Genomic DNA, 20,535 nt, shown 5'->3' with positions numbered 1-20,535 from the left:
GTCGCAAAGCGGACCCGAGATACCGGTCACGCAGGGCGCGAGCTTTTGTGCGCAGTAGTAACTTGCTCATGATTCGGGCTCGTATCCGCCGACGGCTTCCAGCCTGCGCTCGAACTCGTGATAGGCCGTCGTCATATCGGCCTCCCGGTCGTAGGTGATGAACGGCAGCTCATAGATGTAGGTGCGCCCCGACGCGTTGGTCGCGGTGCGCTCGGCCCCGGTGATGGCGTCGCCCTTCTTCTTCCAGGTGGCGTAGACGGTGTTCGGGATGATCCGGCCGTTGCGGTCGAAGATGTACTTCGACTTTCCAATCCCGGTGTCGTATTCATTTAGCACCCCGAACTGAGTTCGGTAGACCGTGCACAATTCCTCGGCGGGGATGCCCAGCATCAGCGCCGCCAGTGCGTCGATCTCCACCAGAGCCTGGCGACGATCCGAGTCCCGGCGCAGCGGGGTCGTCTTGTTCCATTCGGACGAGACATCGCCCAGCTCGGTGACAGTGTGCTCGGTGCTGGTCCAGGAATCGGCTTGGAAGGCAGGGTCGAAGCAGTCGGACCAGAGGTCGGCGTAGGCGCTGGTCAGGCAGTTGAGCCTCAGAGTGCGCAGGATCAAGGCAGGGATCAGCGGGTGATTAAGGGGTGGGAGCGGGAGGCGTTCAAATACACCTTGATAGATGCCGCTTTTGGGTGATGCCCGCACAGAGAAATCTGAAATCAGCGAGCTGACAGCGCCTGCGGCCAACGCGAGTTCTTGGTTCGAATGTGCTCCAACGCAGAACACACCGTTTGGGTGCGCAGAGCCCGGCGGAATTATCGCGGGTATCAGGGTCCGCTCTCCGGTGTTATTTGCCATACTGCGCCAGGCGACTCGGTAGTGATCCCGGGCTGGCTCGTTCTCCCAATAGGTCTCGCTCGAACCAAAACCGGCGGTCGCGGGGTCGGGGTTGTCGGACCAGTGGGTGTAGTCCCGGTCATATCTGGCACGGTCACCAGCGGGTTTGTAGCCCGTTGTCGGTACTGCGTCGGTCGCTAACTGCTCTAGGTCAACATGCGACCAGTCTCTGTGGCTCTTTAGCCCCCTATTTGGCGACTCATACATGGGATTCGCGACAAATAGGTGCGGTCCCTGCAAAATGGCATCTCTCCATGTCTCCGGTGCGCCCCACCTCTTTACGAAGTACCCCTTCTTGCGGTCGATGGATTCGTCCCAGCCACGTGAGAAATGCAGATCGAGGGATCCGATGCGATCAGCGCGAGCGACGCGAGTCAGGACATCGGAGACTCCTCGGTTCACGGTATAAAGCATTCGGGTGTGCTGCAGCGGACTGCCTGGAGATTCAAGCACGTCGCGCCAGAGTGCGAGGGTCTCGTCCGTCACGCGCTGAATTCGCGCTCGATGCGGCCTGGTGTCCCAATGTCCGTCAAATTTGAAGCCCGGTTCGTCCCCATCACCATTGTGCCGGTAGGAACTCACGATAGTTGCCGGGTGGTAGAGCGCAGTCGCGTGATCGAACGCAACAGTGCCCGGAGCACCATAAACATGCACGCCATAAGAGATCAGGTTGCCGATTTCATGGAACAGTTTCAACTGATTCTCAAACTGCCAATGACGACGCAACCTGAAATAGGTGTTCTCGCGGAGTCTTCCCGCTTTCTCGTCGGTGAAATGGGTCTCGGGGTGCACCAGCGACGAGATGCCGCGCCCGGATTGGTGGGCCCAAACCTGGGCCATGAAGCAGCGATAGAGGTCGGGCTGCAGACCGGCGAGCAACGGGTAATTAGTGGCATCACCGACGTAGGCGGCGAGCCCAGCGACATCGCCGGTACCGTCCAGCACGGCATCGACCATGCCGGGCAACGACAGCGTTGATTCGCGCTTTTCGGACTTCGCAGCCTCGGAGGGCTTGCTGGGCAACCGGGCGTTGCAGCAGGTGCTGTCCCGGCTGCTGCTCACCAAGGAGCAGAACCGACGAGAGCGCGGCTTCATCAGCTACGTCGAGCTCGGCATCAACCAGCTGGGCGCGGTCTACGAGGGCCTGATGAGCTACACCGGCTTCGTCGCCTCCCAGGAGCTCTACGAGGTGGCCCACGACGGCGACCTGAGCGAGGGATCGTGGGTGGTGCCGGTCGACCGGGCAGGTGACATCGAGCAGAAGGATTTCGTCACCGTCGAAGACCCGGACACCGGTGAGCGGGCGCCCCGGCGCTACGGCACCGGCGAATTCGTCTTCCGGCTGTCGGGCCGGGAACGCCAGCAGTCCGCCTCGTATTACACCCCGGAGGTGCTGACCCGGTTTACCGTCGGGCAGGCGCTGGACGAACTGCTCGACCAGGACGGCGTAACCACCCCGGCCGACGAGATCCTCGATCTCACGATCTGCGAGCCGGCGCTCGGCTCGGGCGCATTCGCCATCGAGGCCACCAGGCAGCTGGCCGAGCAATACCTCACCCGCAAGGAGCACGAGCTGGGCCGCACGGTCGATCCGGAGGATCGCCCCGCCGAACTGCAGAAGGTCAAGGCGTCGATCGCGCTGCACCAGGTGTACGGTGTCGACCTCAACGAGGCCGCGGTGGAGTTCGCCGAGATCACCCTGTGGCTCGACACCATGACCCAGGGCCTGCAGGCACCGTGGTTCGGGCTGCATCTGCGCCGCGGTAATTCGCTGATCGGCGCCAGAAGGGCCTGCTATCGCAGGGATCAGCTCGCCGACAAGTCGTGGCTGAACCAACCCGCCACCGATGTGCCGCTTACCGACATCGCCGAAAAAGTGCGGGACGATTCACCGACCCAGACCAAGGCTCAGGGTTTGGTGCCGCATTGGCTGCTGCCCGCCGAGGGCTGGGGCTCTACCGCTGTGTCCAAAGAAGCGAAGAAGCTGGTTCCCGACCGAGTGAAGGCCCTTAAGGATTGGCGGAAAAAGGTCAGGGTCAAGCCCTCGAACGGTGAGATCAACCGGCTGGTCGCGCTGGGCTATCAGGTCGAAGAATTGTGGACGATGGCCTACCGGCGTTTGGTGATCGCCGATCAGCAGACCAGGCGCACCATCGGGCTGTGGGGCCAGGCCCAGGATGACACTCCGGCGAGGTATGTGACCCGGGAACAGATCGAGCAGTCGCTGGCCGACCCGGATGGCGCGTATCGGCGGCTGCACCGGGTGATGGACGCCTGGTGTGCACTGTGGTTCTGGCCGCTCACGCAAGTTCAGGTGAAGCCGCCCAGCTTGGGGGAGTGGATCGAGTGCTGTGAGCAGATTCTCGGCACTCACCAGCAGGCGAAGTCTCGCGGCCGGATGGTTTCGGACGACCAGGATCAGCTCGCCCCGGCGAACGCGTGGCAGGCGCTGGCCGATCAGGAGAACTTCCAGCTGGCCGGTGCGGGTGCCGCCGACCACGTATCCCAGGTGATCGAGGCGCACCCCTGGCTGCAGGTATGCGAAAACGTGGCGGCCCAGCAAGGCTTCTTCCACTGGGAACTGAATCTCGCCCCGGTCTTCGGTAGGGGCGGTTTCGACCTCCAGGTCGGGAATCCTCCCTGGGTCAGGCCGCGCGGGGATGTGGAGGCACTGCTTGCCGAGGGCAATCCATGGTGGATGCTGGCCCTCTGGCATGCTCAGGGGACGATTCGGCCCGACCGGTGGCGGTTTCGCCGGATGTCTCGTCGGGGCCGTGCGTTGCGGCCCCGGAGCCGAGTTCGTCAGTCGGCTCGTCCAGGGCGGGGTCGGGGAAACCGGAGTCGGTGACGCGGGTGGCGTAGCCGTGGCCCTGGTCGATCAGCCGGAACAGCACACCCAGCGAATCGTAGAGATGGGTGCCCTGACGGGATTTGGTGCTGGTGAGTTTCACCTGTATGAGGTCGCGCAGCCGGTCGATGGAATACCCGGCCTCGTATTCGGGTGCGCCGAGAGGCAGGATGCCCAGTTGCGGGGAGGCCTCTGCATAGAGCAGGAACAAAATCCGGTACAAGAATCGCAGCGACTGTTTCGCCAGCGGCTGCGCCTGGTTGTCGGGCAGCGGGGGCAGACCTAGCTTGCGGCGGCGGTTGACCACATCGTTGGCGATGATCTCGATCGAGGTTCGCACGCCTTCGCGCAGGTCGGCGCTGACCCCGACGGTGTGCCGGGCCGAGTCGTCCAGGGTGTCGCGCCACCAGATGGCACCAGCCTCGTCGGGACCCAGCGAACCGGCGTCGATGCAGCACAACGCGGTATCGACTTCGCCGCCGCGTTTGGTCTCGTTGCGGTCGAGCACGGTCTGCAGGTCGACACCGAGATAGCGGCCCTGCTGCCAGCGTGCCGCCTCGGTGACGATGATCCAGCGTCCGGCGAGCACCAGCGCGAACTCGGCGGGCGGGGTCGCGTCGCGCTCCACGAACAGCGCGGACAACGCCTCGGAGACCGAGCGAACCTGCTTGGTTCCGGGCTCATCGTCCGGCAGCCAGGGCGTCAGCAGGGTCGGGGCACCCTTGATGAACAGATCCTCCAGCGAAGGCACGGGTACCGCGTCCACGATGGCCAGCGGAAACTCGTTCACCCCATGGGCTGCGTAGCGGTGCACCGGGCCGGAAGTCTCATGATGGAACTCACCGGTGCCGAAACCAAGGACGTGACGAAGCCTCCCGTACAGATCGGCGACTTTCGGACGAAGATCGTCGTCGACCAGCTGTCGGCCATTGTTACCGGCCTCACCGCTGGTGGCGTCCGGATACAGTCCGGCCATTGCGGTCAGCAGATCGCCGTGCGCGGCCGTCAGTCGGGAACGCGAGGTGTCTTCCGACGTGGCGTCCCACACCTTGCGGCGCTCGATCACCCGCTTGTGAAAGGTCTCATTCGTGGCGTCCGAGGTGAAATAGTGCTCGGCCACGAAGTCCTCGACAACCCGCAATGCATCGCTGCTGGCCATCTAATTGCCACCTTCCACCGGGGTATTCGCCGGCACCACCACCAGCAGCGGACGAACCAGTCTGCGGTCGGGAGACATCTGTGCGATCAGCTCCCGCTCCTGCTCGACGGCCATCCGTCTGCGTTTCATCGAACCGATAAGCGGCAGCTGTGCCGCCTGCGCCGACCAGGTCTCGATCTGCTGATTCCAGGCCTGCACCCTATGCTGGGTGTCGTCCATGGAGGCCTGCCCAACGTATTCGAGATAGTCAGCAGCCTTTCGCACGGCGCGCGAAATCAGCTCTTGCAGGTCGTCGATGCCTGCGACCGGTCCTGGATTGTTGAGATCACCATCCAGGCCCATGGCCCTGAACATCGCGAAACTCGAATCGTGAATGACCGGCGAGACAAAGAAGTCGTCCGGATTGAACATCACCGACATCCACACCGCCGAGATCACCTGGCCGCGTTTATTGGTGATGGTGCCGACCGTCAGCACATTCGGATGCTGCACGGCGCCGCGCACCGCGAAGATCTCGTTGCGCGATAGTGCCGCCAAACAGCGGTCGGCCGCCCAGTCGAGCACCGGATGTAGCGGGCCGAGATAGTGCGCCTCCGGCCAGCTCGATCCGTTCTCGTCGTTCAGAGCGTTCTTGAGTAGTCGGTCGGCCTCTGACTTCGTGGTGGCCAGCTTGATCCTCTGCAGCACGTGACGCTGCCTGAGGTAGGAGTCGGGCAATACCTCGAGCCGGGCCCTCAGATCGGCAGGCGGCACGAACTCCACCAGATGCTCGGCCGGGAATTCTTTCCATGAGATGCCTCCCGCGCCAGCGTCGCCGGGGGCCTTGGATTGATTGCCCTGGTAGTAGTCCTCGACCGCCTCACGCAGGAAATCGACGGCCTTCGGGTAGAGCGGGTCGCGGCTTGGTGGCTTCCGCTCAGTCGAAGTGGCCTCGACCGAGTCGGAACCGATCAGATCGAGGAAGGCGGCCAGCGAGTCGTCCGGGTCGCCGGTGAGATCGGCGGGGTCTTTGACCACATCATCGAAGTTCTTGCGGTGGGCCAGTACATCGCGGATGGCGTTTTCTTCGGCGGTCGCGGAGTACTCCCCCATTAGGCTGGCGGCATCACCGAGCGCCTGGTGGGCCTGCTGCTCTTTTTGCAGCAGCAACTGCAGTACGTGAATATCGCCGGTCCAGTCTTCGGTGCTGGGGTTGAGCAGCAAGGTGGTGATCTGCGGACGATGCCGCTGCCCGTAGCGGTCGATGCGCCCGTTGCGCTGCTCGATGCGGATCAGCGACCAGGGAATGTCGTAGTGAATGAGCTCGTGGCACTGCAGATGCAGGTTGACACCCTCGGAGGCGACATCACCGGTGATCAGTAGGCGGATCGGCGAGGACGCCTGCTTGAAGCTTTCGACGATGTTCTGCTGGTCGAGGTCGGTCATGCCGCCATGCAAGATCGCGACCTGCTCGGGTTTCAGCTTGAGGTCATGGGTGAACTTGGTGCGCAGCCAGCCCAGGGTGGGCACCCGTTCGGAGAACACCACGGCGCGTTCGGGTGAGTTCTTGGCGACACCGATCGAACGCAGGTAGTGGACGAGCTTGTGGTACTTCGCCGAATGATCGAAGCTCAGCTGATTGAGCTCTCGCAGCCTGGTGAGCGCGGCGATCTCGCGGGCCTGCGTCGGCTCAGCTGAGGTCAGGCCACGCAGCCGGTTGTCGATGGTCTCCTCAAGCGCGGCCGGGGACGACAAGTAGGCCTTGGCCAGCGTCCAGGGGAATAGCCCGATGGTGGCGCCCGAATAGGGCGATATGCCGCAGGTCGGGTGTAGCCAGGTGGTGGCCAGTTCATCGGCCACCGCGTTCTCGGCGGGTGAGGCGTCGACCAGGACGTTATTGGGTGGCAGGCGTTCGGCCCAGTCGGCGCCCACCACGCTGGCCACCTCGTCCGAATTGCGGTGCCGGCGCACCACCAAAGACTTCAGGTCGTCGGGGTTGAGGTCGCCCGCAGGGCTGACCGCGGTCGGCTCCAGCAGCCGGATGAGTTCGGCGAAGGATTCCTTTTTGCCGTTGTGCGGGGTCGCCGAGGCGAGGATCATGGCGTCGGTGTTGGGGGCGAGCACCCGCGCCAGCGAATTGTTCTTGGACGACGAGTTCGTCACATTGTGCGACTCGTCGATGACCACTATATCCCAGTGATGTTTGCGCAGGTCGCCTGCGAAGCGGTCCTGTTTGAGGGTGTCGATGGAGATGATGACCCGCTTGTAAAAGGTGAACGGATTGCGGTTGGCGGGGATCTTCTGCTTCACCCGCTGCACGCCCAGCGAGTCGAGCCGGACGAACGGGATATCGAAGCGAGACCACATTTCGTTCTGGGTCTGCTCGAGCACGTGGCGCGGGCAGACGATCAGGATGCGTTCGCCGCGGCCCCGGCGGATCAGCTCGGACAAGATCATGCCGATCTCAAGCGTCTTGCCCAGGCCGACGGCATCGGCCAGCAGGATGCGGGTGCGCAGGTGGTTGGGGTCGAGGGCCTTCTCGACGGCGGTGTGCTGGTACGGCAGCGGATCAGCCAGTGCACCATCGGAGACCACCATATCGGGAAGGTTGGCGGGAGTCGCGGTCTTGCGGATGGTCGACTCCAGCCACAGCCGGGCTTTGCGGTAATGCGGCGACGCGTCGGCGATCACCCGGGCGTCCGCGGGATTGAGCGGGACCACCCGATCGATACTCGGGTAGAAGTTCGCGGTGGTGCCCCGCACCAATTCGGAGGTACCGGTCACCTGCAGTAGCTGGCCGTCGGCCGTGCTGTCCACCGAAGTGACAAGCCACTCTTCGTCTCTGACCTGGATGATGGACCCCGGCGCAACATCCAGGTCGGTGGATACGGACATACGGCAGATGCTCCCCTTGCAACATGAACGCCAGAATCAGCCCTCACCCTAGTGGATTCTGTCTGACCTCACAGCACCCGGCCATTTGTTCACGGCCACGAAATAGGGTTCCGACACGATTTGCATTACAAAGTCCTGTCAGCAGGAGCTATACCCACCCGCGCGCTCGGCTAATCTTCGCTCCCAGGCGAGATGACGTCCAGCCCTATCGATTGGGCTGCGTCGCGGAGCCGGTGATCGTAAGTGAGAATCGCATCGGCGTTGAGCCGAATGGCTGCCTCCACATGCAATGCATCCAAGGCTCGCAAATACCGCATCGGCAAGAAACCCGCGTTGCGGTAGATCGCCCGGTCAAGTGCGGCGAGCGCCACGCCATCAAGCAATACGGTCGCGTCCGATTGATCGAGGTCTTCTCGAACCGCGAGTCGGCGCAACTCTGTCTCGAGTAGATCGCTGGAAACGAGTGTGCCCGATGTCTGATCGAGCCAGCGCAGAAGCGCATTGCTCTCTGGCTGGTCGATGAGCAGCGCGCCCAGAGCAGACGTATCAACATAGACAATCGGCCGCGAGGTCACGGTCGATCCGCGCGAAGTTCGTCGAGCATCTCGGACACAGTCCTGTCAGCATGCTTTCGCTCAATCGACAGGTCGGTCCATCCGCCTTGGCGTCGCGCGGGCCGCGTGATCGCCAAGGTGGGATTGGGCCCTCCAAAAGGAATGAGCTTCCCGACGGGAACCCCGCTGTTGGTTACGACAAATGAGCGTCCTTCGCTCACCTCTCGAAGCACACGTCCGGATTCATTGCGCAATTCACGCTGCGATAGCGTCTCCACCTCGGGTTCGATCGCACTCATGCAAAAAGTGTAGCGCCCGTGCGACGCTTCTGGACGATCTCACTCGCGATTCAATCGTCATCCCACGGAACAGAGATAGCCTCGACAAAGTCCTGATCATCGGTACTGCGATCTGCTTGAGCGACCAACTCAGATTGCCGGTGCGCCCCGGCGGCGAACTGCTCCGTTCGCGCCTGTTCTTCGGCCTGCGCCGCTTTGCGGTGGAGCTGATCCAACGCGATCTCGGCCAGTTCTGCGGGGTATGGCGTCAAGGCCCGCTCAACAATGACGGCGTCTTGGACGACACCCAACAGCTGGCTCAACTGCGCGTAGTGGTCCACCTTCTCGGTTGCGGCCGAGTCACTATCGGCAACCGATTCGTAGACGTAACGGGCGGCCTTGGCCCGCCGTCGCACCCGGTGAAGGCCGGCGGTATGCTCGCCGGGGTCGTCGTCCACCTGTCGCCAGGCCTTGCCAACCCGCCGCTCGGCCCAACCTGCGCGCGCCAGAATCTGCTTGGTGCCAGGCCCCTTGCCGCTCCTGCGCACCGAGCGCCGCCACGGTTGTGTGACCAGGCTGTCGAGTTTCTCCATCAGCAGCGCGGCCCGGTCGCCGGCGACCATCTCCATGGCCCTGGCGCGCAACGCATCCCGGCGCCCGGCCCAATCGTCCAGCACGGGTTGCGCCTGCGGATGACCGGCGAAAAGCTCGGCCAGCTCCTCGTGGATGACCTCGGCATCCCGGGCCTCGCCGAGCTCGGAATTGAACCAGTCGAGTTCAGGTATCACCTGCCCGATGAGCTTCGGACGAAGCAGCGGCCGGAAGGCTCGCAGAGTTGCCTTGGAGCGGCGGCCGGCGGCTCGCAGGTCGTGCAGGGAATCGGGCTCATCGGCCTCAAGCGCCCGGGGAAGTTCTCGCAGCAGGGCGAGCTGACTGTCCCAATAGTCCTGCACGCTGCGTGCCGCCTGTGACATGCGCCCATCCTACTTTTGGGCCGACGCAGAGCCGAGAACCCGCCGAAACGGCAGGCGTCCTGTCGGCGCCGTGCTTTAACTGCATGTCCCCGGCCACGCAGTGGATCCTGTAGGACCGGCGGGGCGCCTGCCCCTACAATCATCGGGTGCGCGGTGTCCTTAACTGGGCGGCACCGCTGACGTCGACAGAAAGCTCAGCGCGACCTATTGCGTCCTGAGGTCTTCTGCCTCAACGATCGTTCGCAATCAAGGAAGGCTGACCATGGCCATCTCGGCTGGATCCGATTACCGGGTTGTCAAGCTCAAGCACGTCGGCCGCTATTTTGCTGCAGTCGTCGTGCTGGCGATCTTCGCCTTCATCGTTGCCGCCTTCGCAAATGGCCAGATCTCCTGGGATGTGGTTGCCGAATACTTCACGGTCAAAGCGATCCTCACCGGCTTCGTCTTCACGCTCATCTTGACCGTCGTCTCCATGGCCATCGGCATCGTTCTCGGCGTCATCATCGCCGTCATGCGGCTGGCGAAGAACCCCGTCGTTTCCAGCGTGGCTTGGATCTTCGTCTGGTTCTTCCGCGGGACGCCGGTGTATCTGCAGCTTCTGTTGTGGTTCAACGTGGCACTCATCTTCCCGACCATCGGCATCCCGGGCCTGTTCGAGGCACGCACGGTCGACCTGGTGACCCCGACCATCGCCGCAATCCTCGGGCTCGGCCTCAACCAGGCCGCCTACACGGCCGAGATCGTCCGTGGCGGCATCCTCTCGGTGGACGAAGGCCAGACCGAGGCGGCCAAAGCGCTCGGGGTCAAGGGTTTCACCATCATGCGAACCGTCGTGCTGCCTCAGGCGATGCGGGTGATCTTGCCGCCCATCGGCAACGAGGTCATCGGCATGCTGAAAACCACGTCGATGGCCTCGGCGATCGGCGCCAGCGAGATCCTCAACGAGGCCCAGCACATCTACTTGGTCAACAACATGATCATGGAGTTGCTGCTTGTCTCGGCCGCCTGGTATCTGATCGCCGTGTCGGTGCTGTCGATCTTCCAGTACTACATCGAGCGGCACTTCGCGCGCGGCTCGACAACCTCCGACCTGCCGCCGACCCCCATCCAGCGCGTCAAGACCTTCTTCGGAACCCCCGGGAGGACCAAGTGAGCACTCCACAGGTGAACGTCACTCCACTGGACGAGAAGCAGCCGCTCGTCCGGCTGCGCGATATCCGCAAGTCGTTCGGGCTGCAGGAAGTGCTGATGGGCATCGACCTCGATATCTATCCCGGCGAAGTCGTCTGCATCCTCGGCCCATCCGGATCGGGCAAATCGACCCTGCTGCGGGCCATCAACTTCATCTCACCGCCGACCTCGGGCTTCGTCCATGTCGGCGACGACATCATCGGCTTCCGGCCCGACAGCAAAGATCCGAAGGTCTTGCATGAGCTCACCGAGGATCAGATCGCGGTGCAGCGCGCCCGGATGGGCATGGTCTTCCAGCGGTTCAATCTGTTCCCGCACATGACCGTGATGGGCAACATCATCTATGCCCAGCGCATCGTCAAGGGCACCAAGACCGCCGATGCCGTAGCCATCGGGCAGCGGCTGCTCGATCAGGTGGGTCTCGGTGACCGCGGTGATTCCTATCCCAGCCAGCTCTCCGGCGGTCAGCAGCAGCGCGTCGCGATCGCCCGCGCGCTGGCCATGTCGCCCGAACTCATGCTTTTCGACGAGCCCACCTCGGCGCTCGATCCCGAACTCGTGGACGACGTGCTCAACGTCATGAAAGATCTCGCCCGTGGAGGCCTGACCATGATCGTGGTCACCCACGAGATCGGTTTCGCCCGCGAAGTCGCGGATCGTGTCGTGTTCATGGACGCCGGCGACATCGTCGAACAAGGCACACCCGCAGAAGTCATCGACAATCCGCAGCAGGAACGCACCCGGGCGTTCCTGTCACGCGTGCTCAAATAGGCCGCCGCGGGGCATCCGACACCCAAGGCACCACAAACAAGAAGGAACACCATGAAACACACCATCTCATCCGCTGTCGTGGCCTCCGGTATGGCGGTGGCGCTGCTCGCCGGTTGCGGCGGCTCGAGTGACGGTTCGGCGTCCGGTTCAGCCGGTGAAGGCAGTGCGGACGGTGCCATCAGCACCATCACCGAGGGCACGCTGACCGTCGGGCTGTCCCCCGATTTCCCGCCGATGGAGTACATGGACGGCGACGATCTGGTCGGGTTCGACATCGACGTTCTCAATGAGATCGCCGGCCGGATGGGCTATGACGTCAAGATCGAAGAACAGAAGTTCGACCAGGTGCTCAACTCGGTTCGTACCGATCGTGTCGATATCGCGATCTCCGGTCTCTCCGACACCGTGGAGCGCCAAGAGACCGTCGACTTCGTCGACTACTTCAAGTCGTGGGGGCAGTTCTACACCACCACCGAACTCGCGGGCGACTTCACCGAGATGACCGATCTGTGCGGCACGTCGGTGGCCGTGAGCACCAAGACCGACTACTACCCCGCCCTCGAGCAGATGACCAAAGATGTGTGCGAGTCCGCAGGGCTCGACCCGATCGAGCTGGTCGGCGCCGATTCGGGAGCAGCGGCACGTCTGCAACTCGACCAGGGACGAGCGCAGCTCGCCGTTCAGGGCAACCCGAATCTCGCCTATTTCGCTACCACCGACCCCGGCAAGTACGAGGTCGTGCTGGACAACTTCGCCGAGTCGCCCTTCGGCATCCTGGTGAAGAAGGGCAACTCCGAGATGGCCGATGCCCTGCTCGCCCAGCTTCAGGCCATGTATGACGATGGCACCACTGCCGAGCTGCTGGCCAAGTACGGACTGGATGAGTCACTCATGGAGCCGGTCATCAATGGAGTCACGGCGTGACCTTGGAGCCTTCGACGACCTGGGTGGGCGACCGGTCCGCCCAGGTCATTTTGGCGTTTGATTTCGACGGGCCCACCGGCGACGCCATGATCGATGGCAGCATCTGGCGTCGTCCGGGCTACTTCTCATTCGGTGCCTTCGACGGACTTACGGCAGTGCCGCGCATTCTCGATATTCTGCGCTCCCATGGAGTCAGCGCCACCTTTTTCACCCCGGCCTGGGTGGTGCGGACCTGGCCCGAGCTGTGCTGTCGGATCCTTGCCGAGGGTCATGAGATAGCCGGGCACGGCGATATTCACGAGATGTTCTGGGGCAAATCCCGGGACGACCAGGCTGCCATTTTGCGCACCAGCCAGCAGACGTTCCGCGAGATTCTGGGGCAGCAGGCGTTGGGCTTCCGGGCGCCATCGGGTGATCTCGCGCCCGAAACCCCCGAACTGTTGTTGGAGTACGGGTACACCTATTCGAGTTCGTTCCGTGGTGCCGATGCACCCTACTTCCATGAGCATCTGCCGCTGGTCGAGGTGCCCGCCAAATCGCTGTTCGACGACTATTCGGTGTTCGCCTACACCCGAGGCCCCGATTTCCCGGGCACTCTCGACCGGGTGGCGCCCTATGCTGCGGCTTTCCGTAGCTGGCGCGAGGAGATCGATGCCGCCGCAGACGAAGGATTGACCGTGGCGACCATCTGGCATCCGAAGGTGATGGGCACGGCTGGACGCGCAGTCGTGCTGGACGAGTTCATCGGTTCGCTTGCCGCGCGCGATGACCTTCGGATACTGCGCGCCGATCAGGTGGTGGCCGAGTTCGTCCGGAGCAATAGCGAGCAGGTGAGCGCGCAATGATCTGGCCGGACGACTCCACATTTGCCTTCCTTCTGACCATAGACATCGATGGCGATCTGCCGCTGCTGGCTGAAAACCCGGAGAACGTGCACCGTCTCAAATCGCGCTCGGTCGGGCTGTACGGGCCCGAGCATGGTGCCGGACGGCTGCTGCGCGTGCTCGGCAAGCATGATCTGCACGCCGACTGGTTCATACCCGGCGAGATCGCCCGGCGCTACCCCGAACTGGTTCGCGAGATAGCTGCGCGCGGCCATGGCATCGGCGTCCACGGCGACAAGCATCTGGACTTCGACCGGCTGCAAGCCGATGAACAGATCGCCGAGATGGTCAACGGACGAGACGCGATCATCGATGCTCTCCGGAACCGACCTGCCCCAATCGATCAGATGCCGGACGCTGATCCCCGGCACTCTTCCGGCCCCTCAACGCACGACGCTGCGCCGGCTCGAGCATTTGAGGTAGCCGATGCGCGCGAGGATCGGCTCGGCGCATGCAACGGCTTCCGCATTCCGGCCGGTGAGTGGGCACCTGGTTTCCCGGACGCGATGGCGGCGGCGGGCTTCAGCTGGTCGTCGTCCCTGCCCTACAGCGAACTTCCTTATTCGCTCGGGCAATCGGGTCTCACGGAGATCCCGTTCAAATACGAACTGGACGACAACCAGTACCTGGGCTTTAATCTCGATCCCCCGTTCCCACCCGGCGGGTCCCGCATCACGCCGCTGGAGTTCGTCGAAGAGAACTGGGGCTACGAGTTGCAGGGCGCCGCCCAGTACGGCACATTGCTGCACCTGCGGCTCAATGCCGAGGTGATGGGCATTGCGAGCCGGGCTCGGATGCTTGACCGGTTCTTGGGCAAGGTGCTGAGCACCGAAGGCGTCTGGGTAGCAAGTTGTGATCGACTGGACGAGCTGACCCGAGGTTTCCCGAGCGACCGTACCGAAAGCAATCCCTACGACCTGTCGATGCGGCTGACTCACCGGCAATGAGGCTTCGGATATGTTCGTCGGTAGAACACACGAGCCGAACTCGGCCAGTGATCGGGTCTGCTACCCACGTGTCTGGCAATGAAGCCTCCGAGATGCTCGGTCGCAGTATGCTTGCTGGCGGTTCAAATCTACCGGCAGCAGGCCTAAGGACCCTCCGAAAAACTATCGCTGCGTGTCGCTACTCGACGCGCCAACTTTTCATCACGTCCTAAGCAACGATGAAATCGAAAGAAGATGCTTGTATGACGCTGGTCGAATCCCTCGGGAGCTGGCTCGCGAATCCGAAGCCCACCGGCATCCCTCGTCCGGTGATCGAGAAGATGCGCACCCATCTGCTCGACACCATCGGAGCGATCGTCATCGGTGATGGACGCGGCCCTGTGCTCGTGGCTGAGCAGGCGTTCGACGCGGCGGGCTCGGTGCCCGTCCTGGTGTCGGGCCGACCACGCGACATCCGCGATGCGGCGCGGGTGAACGCCGTGGCGGCGCACGCGTCCGAGATCGACGACACCGAGGGCTGCGACCACACCGGTGCCGTGGTCGTACCGACTTTGCTGGCCCTGCTGAGCGAACCCGGCGCCCTTGCCAGCGGCGACGATCTGCTGTGCGCGATGACTGCGGGTTACGAGCTCGGCCGCAGGTTGCAGAACTCGCTGGGCGGCTACGACGCGCACAACGGATCCGGTTGGCATTCGACCGGCACCTGCGGCGTCTTCGCGGCCGCAGCGGCGGCCGCTCGCGCGCTCCATCTGAACGAATCGCAATGTGCGGCGGCGCTCTCGCTCGCCGCAGATTCAAGTGGCGGCACGTGGGCATTCGCCGCCGACGGTTCGATGGCGAAGCAGCTTCACGTGGCCGAGGCGGCTGGCTCGGGCCTGCAGGCCGCGCTGCTGGCGCGAGCCGGGGCGAGCGGCCCCACCAAGATCTTCGAGCCGGTCTGGGGAGGCTTCTTCACCACGCACGGCAACGACCGCTGCCGTCCCGAGACGCTGACCGAAGACCTCGGTGTGCGCTGGTGGGCGAATCATTCGGCCATCAAAATGTATGCCTCCTGCCGCAGTACCCATGCCTCGATCGACGGCATCGTGGAGGGGGTCGAACAGGGGCTGATCCATGCCGGTGAGGTCGAACACATCCGCATCGAGATAGCACCGTTCCTGGCGCCGATGATCTGCCCACCCAATCCCGCGAGCGTCGAGGCCGCCAGGATGAGCCTGCCGATCGCGCTCGCCTTTTTGTTGCTCGGCAGGCCGCTCGATCCCGACACCTTCGAGGACTACCACGATCCGGACGTCGCGCAGATAGCCGAACAGATCGAGATCATGACCAGCGACGCCATGTCGTCCGAAGAGGTGAAGGTCACGGTGGCCGGCGCGAACAGCGACTACGTCATCGACCGCACCGAGGCCCGCGGCAATGAGGAGACGCCTTTCGGCTGGGACGATGTGCTGACGAAGTTCGTCCGCCTGGTGAGCCCGAGGATCGGAGCCGAGGCGACGCAGCTGATCGTCGACTGGGTACAGGAGTTGGGGCCGGGCGTGATCCCGGAATTTCCGGACGTCCACGCCGAGACCGGGCGCGACAATCTGATGGCTGCCCTGCGCGAAGCCTGGGACGAGGCGTAGCCCAGGGGCGGACAATGGTGCCATGGCGCAGCGTCCTGACATAGTTACCCTCGTGCTGCTGAGGAGGGTGCGCGACCGCATCGACCGCGAGTACGCCCGGCCGCTCGATGTGGAGTCGCTGGCGCGCGAGGTGTACCTGTCGTCCGGGCATCTCAGCCGGGAATTCAAACGGGTCTACGGCGAATCGCCTTATCAATACCTGATGACACGACGGGTCGAGCGGGCCATGGCGCTGCTACGGCGCGGCGATCTCTCGGTCACCGACGTCTGTTTCGAGGTGGGTTTCTCGTCGCTGGGCACCTTCAGCACTCGCTTCACCGAGCCGGTGGGAGTACCACCGAGCGTCTACCGCAGGCGGGATGCACCATTCCGGCCGGGAATGCTGCCTTGCATCGCCAAACAGATAACCAAACCGGTCAGGAATCGAGAAGTCTGAGCAGGCCACGCCCCGTAGCCTGAATGACATGACCATCACTATTCATTCCAGTTTCCTTCCGCAGCTCGACGCGGACGAGTCACTCAGGTTCTACCGCGACGTGCTGGGATTCGAGGTTCGTCTCGATGTCGGCTACGAGCAGATGCGATGGATCACCGTCGGGCCGCCCAACCAGCCAGACACCGCGATCGTGCTGCACCCGGCCGGTGTCGGCAACGGAGTGTCGGACGAAGACCGCCAGTTCGTTGTCGACCTGGTCGCCAAGGGCACAATCTTCGGCATCAATCTGGCCACCGATGACTTGGACGCCACCTTCGAAAAACTCGAGGCGGCCGGAGCCGAGATCGTCCAAGAACCGATCGAACAAGATTACGGGCTGCGCGATGCCGCAATCCGCGACCCGGCAGGCAACCTCATCCGCATTCAGGAAAACAAACCGAGTAAGAAGTGAGGCACTGACATGGCTGACAAGAACGGATTCAGCGAAGACGCCACCCTGAACGACGGCGATATGTGGGCGACGTCATTCGCCGTGATCAATGCCACCGGCGAGGTCGAGCAGCGGCTACGCGACCTCGTGAGGCGCGCAGTCGGCGAATAACGCTCATAAGGTAGCGTCTTTCGCGGACAGCGGTCGTCGGTCAAGGGAGAAATGATGATTGTCACCAGCAAGGCCGTGGAAGACGGCGTTATCGGCGACAAATACGGGATGCGCGGGCCGGTCAGCGCGCATGGGGTGCCGACGTACTCCATGCCCATCAAGATCGAAGGCGTACCGGCGGGAACGGAGTCTTTCGCCCTGGTGCTGGAGGATAAAGACGACTTTCCCTCCAATGGCGGGTTCTCGTGGATTCACTGGACTGCCGCGAACATCACCAAACGGGATCTTGCCGAGAACGAAAGCATGGACGCGCAGGGCTGGGTGCAAGGCGTCAACAGCTGGATCAGCCCGCAAGGCGGGAATCTTTCCCGCGAGGAATGCAGCAGGTACGGCGGACCGGCCCCCTCGGACGGCGAGCACATCTACGAGTTGCACGTCTATGCCCTGGACACCGAACTCGACTTGGACGATGGGTTCAACTACAACGTGCTTTACCGCAAGATGGACGGGCATGTTCTCGACGAGTACACGCTGAAGGCCACCTACAGCAGCGAGACGTAGAGCGGTTGGGGGCCAGCTACTTGTTTCGTCTGCTCCAGCGGTGCCTGACAGGCGGTGTGCAAGCGGTTACCGAGACCGCATGCCCCAGCCGCTTGCTGACGGCGGTCTGGATTCGCCCATGCATGGTGAGGCCCGCTGCCGGGCAGCCCTTGCAGTTGCCCTCCAGTGAAACCTTGATGGTGTCGTGGCCGGCGTCCACCAATGTAATTCGTCCCCCATGCGAGGCGATCCAGTCGGCCAGCTGACCGGAAATCACATCGGTCGCGACCAGCCGGAGCACCTGGTCATCGTCCGGGACAATCGTCCAAAGCTCGGGGTGCGAAAGTGCCTGTGTGAGGGCTTCCCTGGTCTCGGCGCCGATATCGTGCCAGGACGATCCGTCGGCCACCCATAGCCATACCGCTCCGGGCTCGACTATCGCCTTGGAAATGACCTGGGCGTGAAGCATCTCGCCGAGCCGCCCGGGTGCGTCCGTCAGTAAACCGGACGACAGCTGTGCGCCGCCGACGACCCAGCGCAGCGCCGCCGGATCATGCGGCACGGGCTCGGGGTGCATGGCGACCGGACGCATCTCATCGTCTTCGCCGGCAGACACGTGGCCGGTCTCTCGCGATGCCATGGGATGGGACGCCACTGGAGGGGTCATCACGCAACCAGAGCCTTCACGAGAGCCCTGACGACGAAAGCCGACACCCACGCCAACAGAGTCATGTAGCCGAAAGCGATACCCGGCCACTTCCAGCTGCCGGATTCTCGTCTCAGGGCGGCAACCGTCGACGTGCACTGCAAAGCGAAAGCGAAATAGACCAACAACGCGGCCGTGACGTCAGGAGTGAACAGTCTGTCGCCTTGATGCGGCCCGGAGATCCAGGTCATCTCTTCGAGTGCGGCGCCGGGAGAATCCGGGTCTTCGGCTGCGGTCAGCTGCCCCATGGTGGCCACGAAGGTCTCGCGGGCGCCCATCGCCGAGAGCAGGCCGACCGTGATTCGCCAATCGAAACCAAGCGGTTCGAAGACCGGCTGAATCGTTTTGCCGATGCCGGCCGCGACAGAATTGTCGATCTGGTATTCGGCGGCGGCCGCCGAATCGTCCGGATCAACACCCGCGGCCAACATCTGCTGGTCAGAAACAACCGGAAGGCTGAGCATCGCCCAAATGGCGATGGTGAGCACCAGGATGATTTTGCCGACGCGCATCACGAAGTCTTTACAGGCATCCCACATTGCCCGCACGATCTCACCAAGACGTGGTACGCGGTAGGAAGGCATCTCCATATAGAACGGCAGCGCCCGGCCCTGGCCATGCAGCAGATGCTTGAAGACCCAGGCCGCCGCCATCGCTGCGCAGGCGCCCAGCAGATACATCGCGAACAGCACCAGACCTTGCAGCCCGAGCGGGCCGAACCTCGCGTCGGAGGGCACCAGCATCGCGATCAGCATCGTGTAGACCGGCAGCCTTGCCGAGCAGGTCATCAGCGGCGCCGTCATCATCGTCGCTATCCGGTCGCGTGCCGACGGCAGGGAGCGGGTCGCCATGATTCCGGGCACAGCACAGGCAACCGAGGAGAGCATGGCGACGAAAGCACGCCCCTCGAGTCCGGCCTGGCCCATCACTTTGTCCATCAGGAAGGCCACCCGGGACATGTACCCGGTGGCTTCGAAGATCTCGATCATCGCGAACAGCAAAGCAATCTGCGGCAGGAATACCAGGACGCTGCCGACTCCCCCGATGATCCCGTTTCCGAGGAGCCCGGCCAGCCATCCGATCGTGATGTGCGTGCTGACAAGTTCTCCGAGCCAGCCGAAGAAAGTTTCGATCAGTCCCTGCAGCGGAGCGGCCACGGTGAAGATGACCTGGAAGAACACGATCATGGTTGCGACGAAGATGAGCGTTCCCCAGACAGGATGCAGGAGAACCGAATCAATTCGGCGAGTACGGCTATCGGGCTCGGGATTGCGGTAGGAGGCGCTCGCGAGCACAGAATCCACCCAGGCCGTCAGTTGCCTGGGGTTGGTCGGCGCGGGCACCATCGGCTGCTGCCAGCCAGCCGGATCCTCGAATTTGCCGACGAGCTCGGCCAGTTGGTTGCGGTTGCCGGAGGTGACGGCGATGACATCGTTTCCGACCGCGCGAGAAAGTGCCGCAAAATCGACGGTCCCGGTGCGCCGGGCCAATTCGTCGGCGAAGGTGAGCACCACCAGAGTCGGCAGCGCCAGCTGTTGTACCTGGGCCAGCAGTCCCAGCGAACGGCGCAACGACGTGGCGTCGAGTACGACGACCACTGCATCCGGGTGATCGCCTTCGCCGTCGATGACATCGGCGACGACCTTCTCGTCCGGACTGATCGGATCCAGCGAATAGGTGCCCGGCAGGTCCTCCAACACGATCGATTCGCGAGCGGTCTTTATCGTTCCGACCGAGCGGGAGACCGTCACTCCCGGATAGTTGGCGACCTTCGCGGACAATCCGGTCAACGCGTTGAACAGGGTGGATTTTCCGGCGTTCGGATTGCCTATCAGGGCGATTCGCCGGCTTCCGGTTGCCGCCTGCTCGGCGGGTAGTTCGCAGTGACTCATGAAGGCCGGACGATCACCAGATCGGCTTCTGGCTTGCGCAGTAACATCTCATTGGTCGCGACGCGGAACATCAGGGGACCTCTCAGTGGGGCTCGTCGGATGAACTCGACTTCAGTGCCACTCGAAAAGCCGAGATCGAACAGGCGGCGACTGGTTGCCATGTCATCGACATCACGAAAACCTGCAATGACTCCGCGCTGCCCTGCACGAAGTTGACTCATCGGTACACAGCCATCCTGGCCGGCGGTGACGTCGTCCATCAGATCCAGGCCCCGCTCACACAACAGGCCAATGACATTGCTCATGTATTTAGGATACCCACACCTAATCGAGCCTTTGCAGCGGGCCGGGTTATCGCGGATATGGCCTGGTAGCCTCGACGTTGTGAGTGTCACATTGATTCGCGCCTTCGTGATGGCGCACAACCCCAGCGTTCGCGA

Annotated in this window: 19 protein-coding genes; 11 read left to right on the top strand and 8 right to left on the bottom strand. The window is 63.1% G+C overall.

All coding sequences use genetic code 11. The annotated features are described in order from the left end of the window. Window positions 1–66: 66 nt before the first annotated feature. Complete coding sequence (locus QQ658_RS06520) at window positions 67–1,848, bottom strand: restriction endonuclease (protein ID WP_502928940.1); 1,782 nt, start codon at window positions 1,846–1,848, stop codon at window positions 67–69. 190 nt (window positions 1,849–2,038) lie between these two features. Here QQ658_RS06520 and QQ658_RS06515 point away from each other — a divergent pair, with 190 nt between their 5' ends. Continuing rightward, window positions 2,039–3,739: a DNA methyltransferase gene (locus tag QQ658_RS06515; RefSeq protein WP_286027052.1), complete on the top strand. Its 1,701-nt coding sequence runs from the start codon at window positions 2,039–2,041 to the stop codon at window positions 3,737–3,739. A 1,159-nt stretch (window positions 3,740–4,898) separates the two neighbouring features. On the opposite strand, the gene QQ658_RS15405 is transcribed toward QQ658_RS06515, so the two are convergent. From QQ658_RS15405 to QQ658_RS06490, 4 genes are all read right to left on the bottom strand, one after another. After that, a complete protein-coding gene (locus tag QQ658_RS15405) occupies window positions 4,899–7,772 on the bottom strand; it encodes an SNF2-related protein (RefSeq protein ID WP_353057949.1) in 2,874 nt (957 codons plus the stop codon). A gap of 170 nt (window positions 7,773–7,942) precedes the next feature. Beyond that, window positions 7,943–8,347 carry a type II toxin-antitoxin system VapC family toxin gene (locus tag QQ658_RS06500; protein ID WP_286026837.1) on the bottom strand — a complete coding sequence of 135 codons (405 nt, stop codon included), beginning with the start codon at window positions 8,345–8,347 and terminating at the stop codon, window positions 7,943–7,945. After that, window positions 8,344–8,625 carry a type II toxin-antitoxin system Phd/YefM family antitoxin gene (locus QQ658_RS06495; protein ID WP_286026836.1) on the bottom strand — a complete coding sequence of 94 codons (282 nt, stop codon included), beginning with the start codon at window positions 8,623–8,625 and terminating at the stop codon, window positions 8,344–8,346. Before QQ658_RS06495 ends, QQ658_RS06500 begins: the two co-directional genes overlap by 4 nt. A 50-nt stretch (window positions 8,626–8,675) precedes the next feature. After that, window positions 8,676–9,578: a CHAD domain-containing protein gene (locus QQ658_RS06490; protein ID WP_286026835.1), complete on the bottom strand. Its 903-nt coding sequence runs from the start codon at window positions 9,576–9,578 to the stop codon at window positions 8,676–8,678. 262 nt (window positions 9,579–9,840) lie between these two features. Between QQ658_RS06490 and QQ658_RS06485 the strand changes: the two genes are divergently transcribed. The 10 genes from QQ658_RS06485 to QQ658_RS06440 all read left to right on the top strand — a co-directional run bounded on the left by QQ658_RS06485 (window position 9,841) and on the right by QQ658_RS06440 (window position 17,518). Then, window positions 9,841–10,731: an amino acid ABC transporter permease gene (locus tag QQ658_RS06485; RefSeq protein ID WP_286026834.1), complete on the top strand. Its 891-nt coding sequence runs from the start codon at window positions 9,841–9,843 to the stop codon at window positions 10,729–10,731. A 95-nt stretch (window positions 10,732–10,826) separates the two neighbouring features. After that, window positions 10,827–11,540: an amino acid ABC transporter ATP-binding protein gene (locus QQ658_RS06480; RefSeq protein WP_286027050.1), complete on the top strand. Its 714-nt coding sequence runs from the start codon at window positions 10,827–10,829 to the stop codon at window positions 11,538–11,540. Between the two features lie 51 nt (window positions 11,541–11,591). Next, window positions 11,592–12,464: an ABC transporter substrate-binding protein gene (locus QQ658_RS06475; protein WP_286026833.1), complete on the top strand. Its 873-nt coding sequence runs from the start codon at window positions 11,592–11,594 to the stop codon at window positions 12,462–12,464. After that, entirely contained in the window at window positions 12,461–13,309 is an 849-nt protein-coding gene (locus QQ658_RS06470) for a polysaccharide deacetylase family protein (RefSeq protein ID WP_286026832.1), read from the top strand. Before QQ658_RS06475 ends, QQ658_RS06470 begins: the two co-directional genes overlap by 4 nt. After that, window positions 13,306–14,295, top strand: a complete 990-nt coding sequence (locus QQ658_RS06465; protein WP_286026831.1) for a polysaccharide deacetylase family protein — start codon at window positions 13,306–13,308, stop codon at window positions 14,293–14,295. The genes QQ658_RS06470 and QQ658_RS06465 overlap by 4 nt, the downstream gene beginning before the upstream one ends. Window positions 14,296–14,537: 242 nt before the next feature. Continuing rightward, complete coding sequence (locus QQ658_RS06460; protein WP_286026830.1) at window positions 14,538–15,920, top strand: MmgE/PrpD family protein; 1,383 nt, start codon at window positions 14,538–14,540, stop codon at window positions 15,918–15,920. 22 nt (window positions 15,921–15,942) lie between these two features. Further along, a complete protein-coding gene (locus tag QQ658_RS06455; RefSeq protein ID WP_286026829.1) occupies window positions 15,943–16,356 on the top strand; it encodes a helix-turn-helix transcriptional regulator in 414 nt (137 codons plus the stop codon). A 28-nt stretch (window positions 16,357–16,384) separates the two neighbouring features. Next, a complete protein-coding gene (locus tag QQ658_RS06450; RefSeq protein WP_286026828.1) occupies window positions 16,385–16,807 on the top strand; it encodes a VOC family protein in 423 nt (140 codons plus the stop codon). A gap of 9 nt (window positions 16,808–16,816) precedes the next feature. Further along, window positions 16,817–16,957 (top strand): hypothetical protein, encoded by a 141-nt coding sequence (locus QQ658_RS06445; RefSeq protein WP_286026827.1) that lies wholly within the window; start codon window positions 16,817–16,819, stop codon window positions 16,955–16,957. 54 nt (window positions 16,958–17,011) lie between these two features. After that, window positions 17,012–17,518, top strand: coding sequence for a YbhB/YbcL family Raf kinase inhibitor-like protein (locus QQ658_RS06440; RefSeq protein ID WP_286026826.1), 507 nt, complete (start codon window positions 17,012–17,014; stop codon window positions 17,516–17,518). 16 nt (window positions 17,519–17,534) lie between these two features. On the opposite strand, the gene QQ658_RS06435 is transcribed toward QQ658_RS06440, so the two are convergent. From QQ658_RS06435 to QQ658_RS06425, 3 genes are read right to left on the bottom strand one after another with little or no spacing between them, the layout of a single operon-like run. Then, window positions 17,535–18,137, bottom strand: coding sequence for a NifU family protein (locus QQ658_RS06435; protein WP_286026825.1), 603 nt, complete (start codon window positions 18,135–18,137; stop codon window positions 17,535–17,537). A 26-nt stretch (window positions 18,138–18,163) separates the two neighbouring features. Further along, a complete protein-coding gene (gene feoB, locus QQ658_RS06430; RefSeq protein ID WP_286027049.1) occupies window positions 18,164–20,035 on the bottom strand; it encodes a ferrous iron transporter B in 1,872 nt (623 codons plus the stop codon). Window positions 20,036–20,091: 56 nt separating this feature from the next. Then, entirely contained in the window at window positions 20,092–20,400 is a 309-nt protein-coding gene (locus tag QQ658_RS06425; RefSeq protein ID WP_286026824.1) for a FeoA family protein, read from the bottom strand. Between the last annotated feature and the right edge of the window lie 135 nt (window positions 20,401–20,535).

It is taken from the genome of Propionimicrobium sp. PCR01-08-3, from assembly GCF_030286045.1.
GTDB lineage: Bacteria > Actinomycetota > Actinomycetes > Propionibacteriales > Propionibacteriaceae > Brooklawnia.
This window is presented reverse-complemented; position numbering and strand designations above follow the sequence as displayed.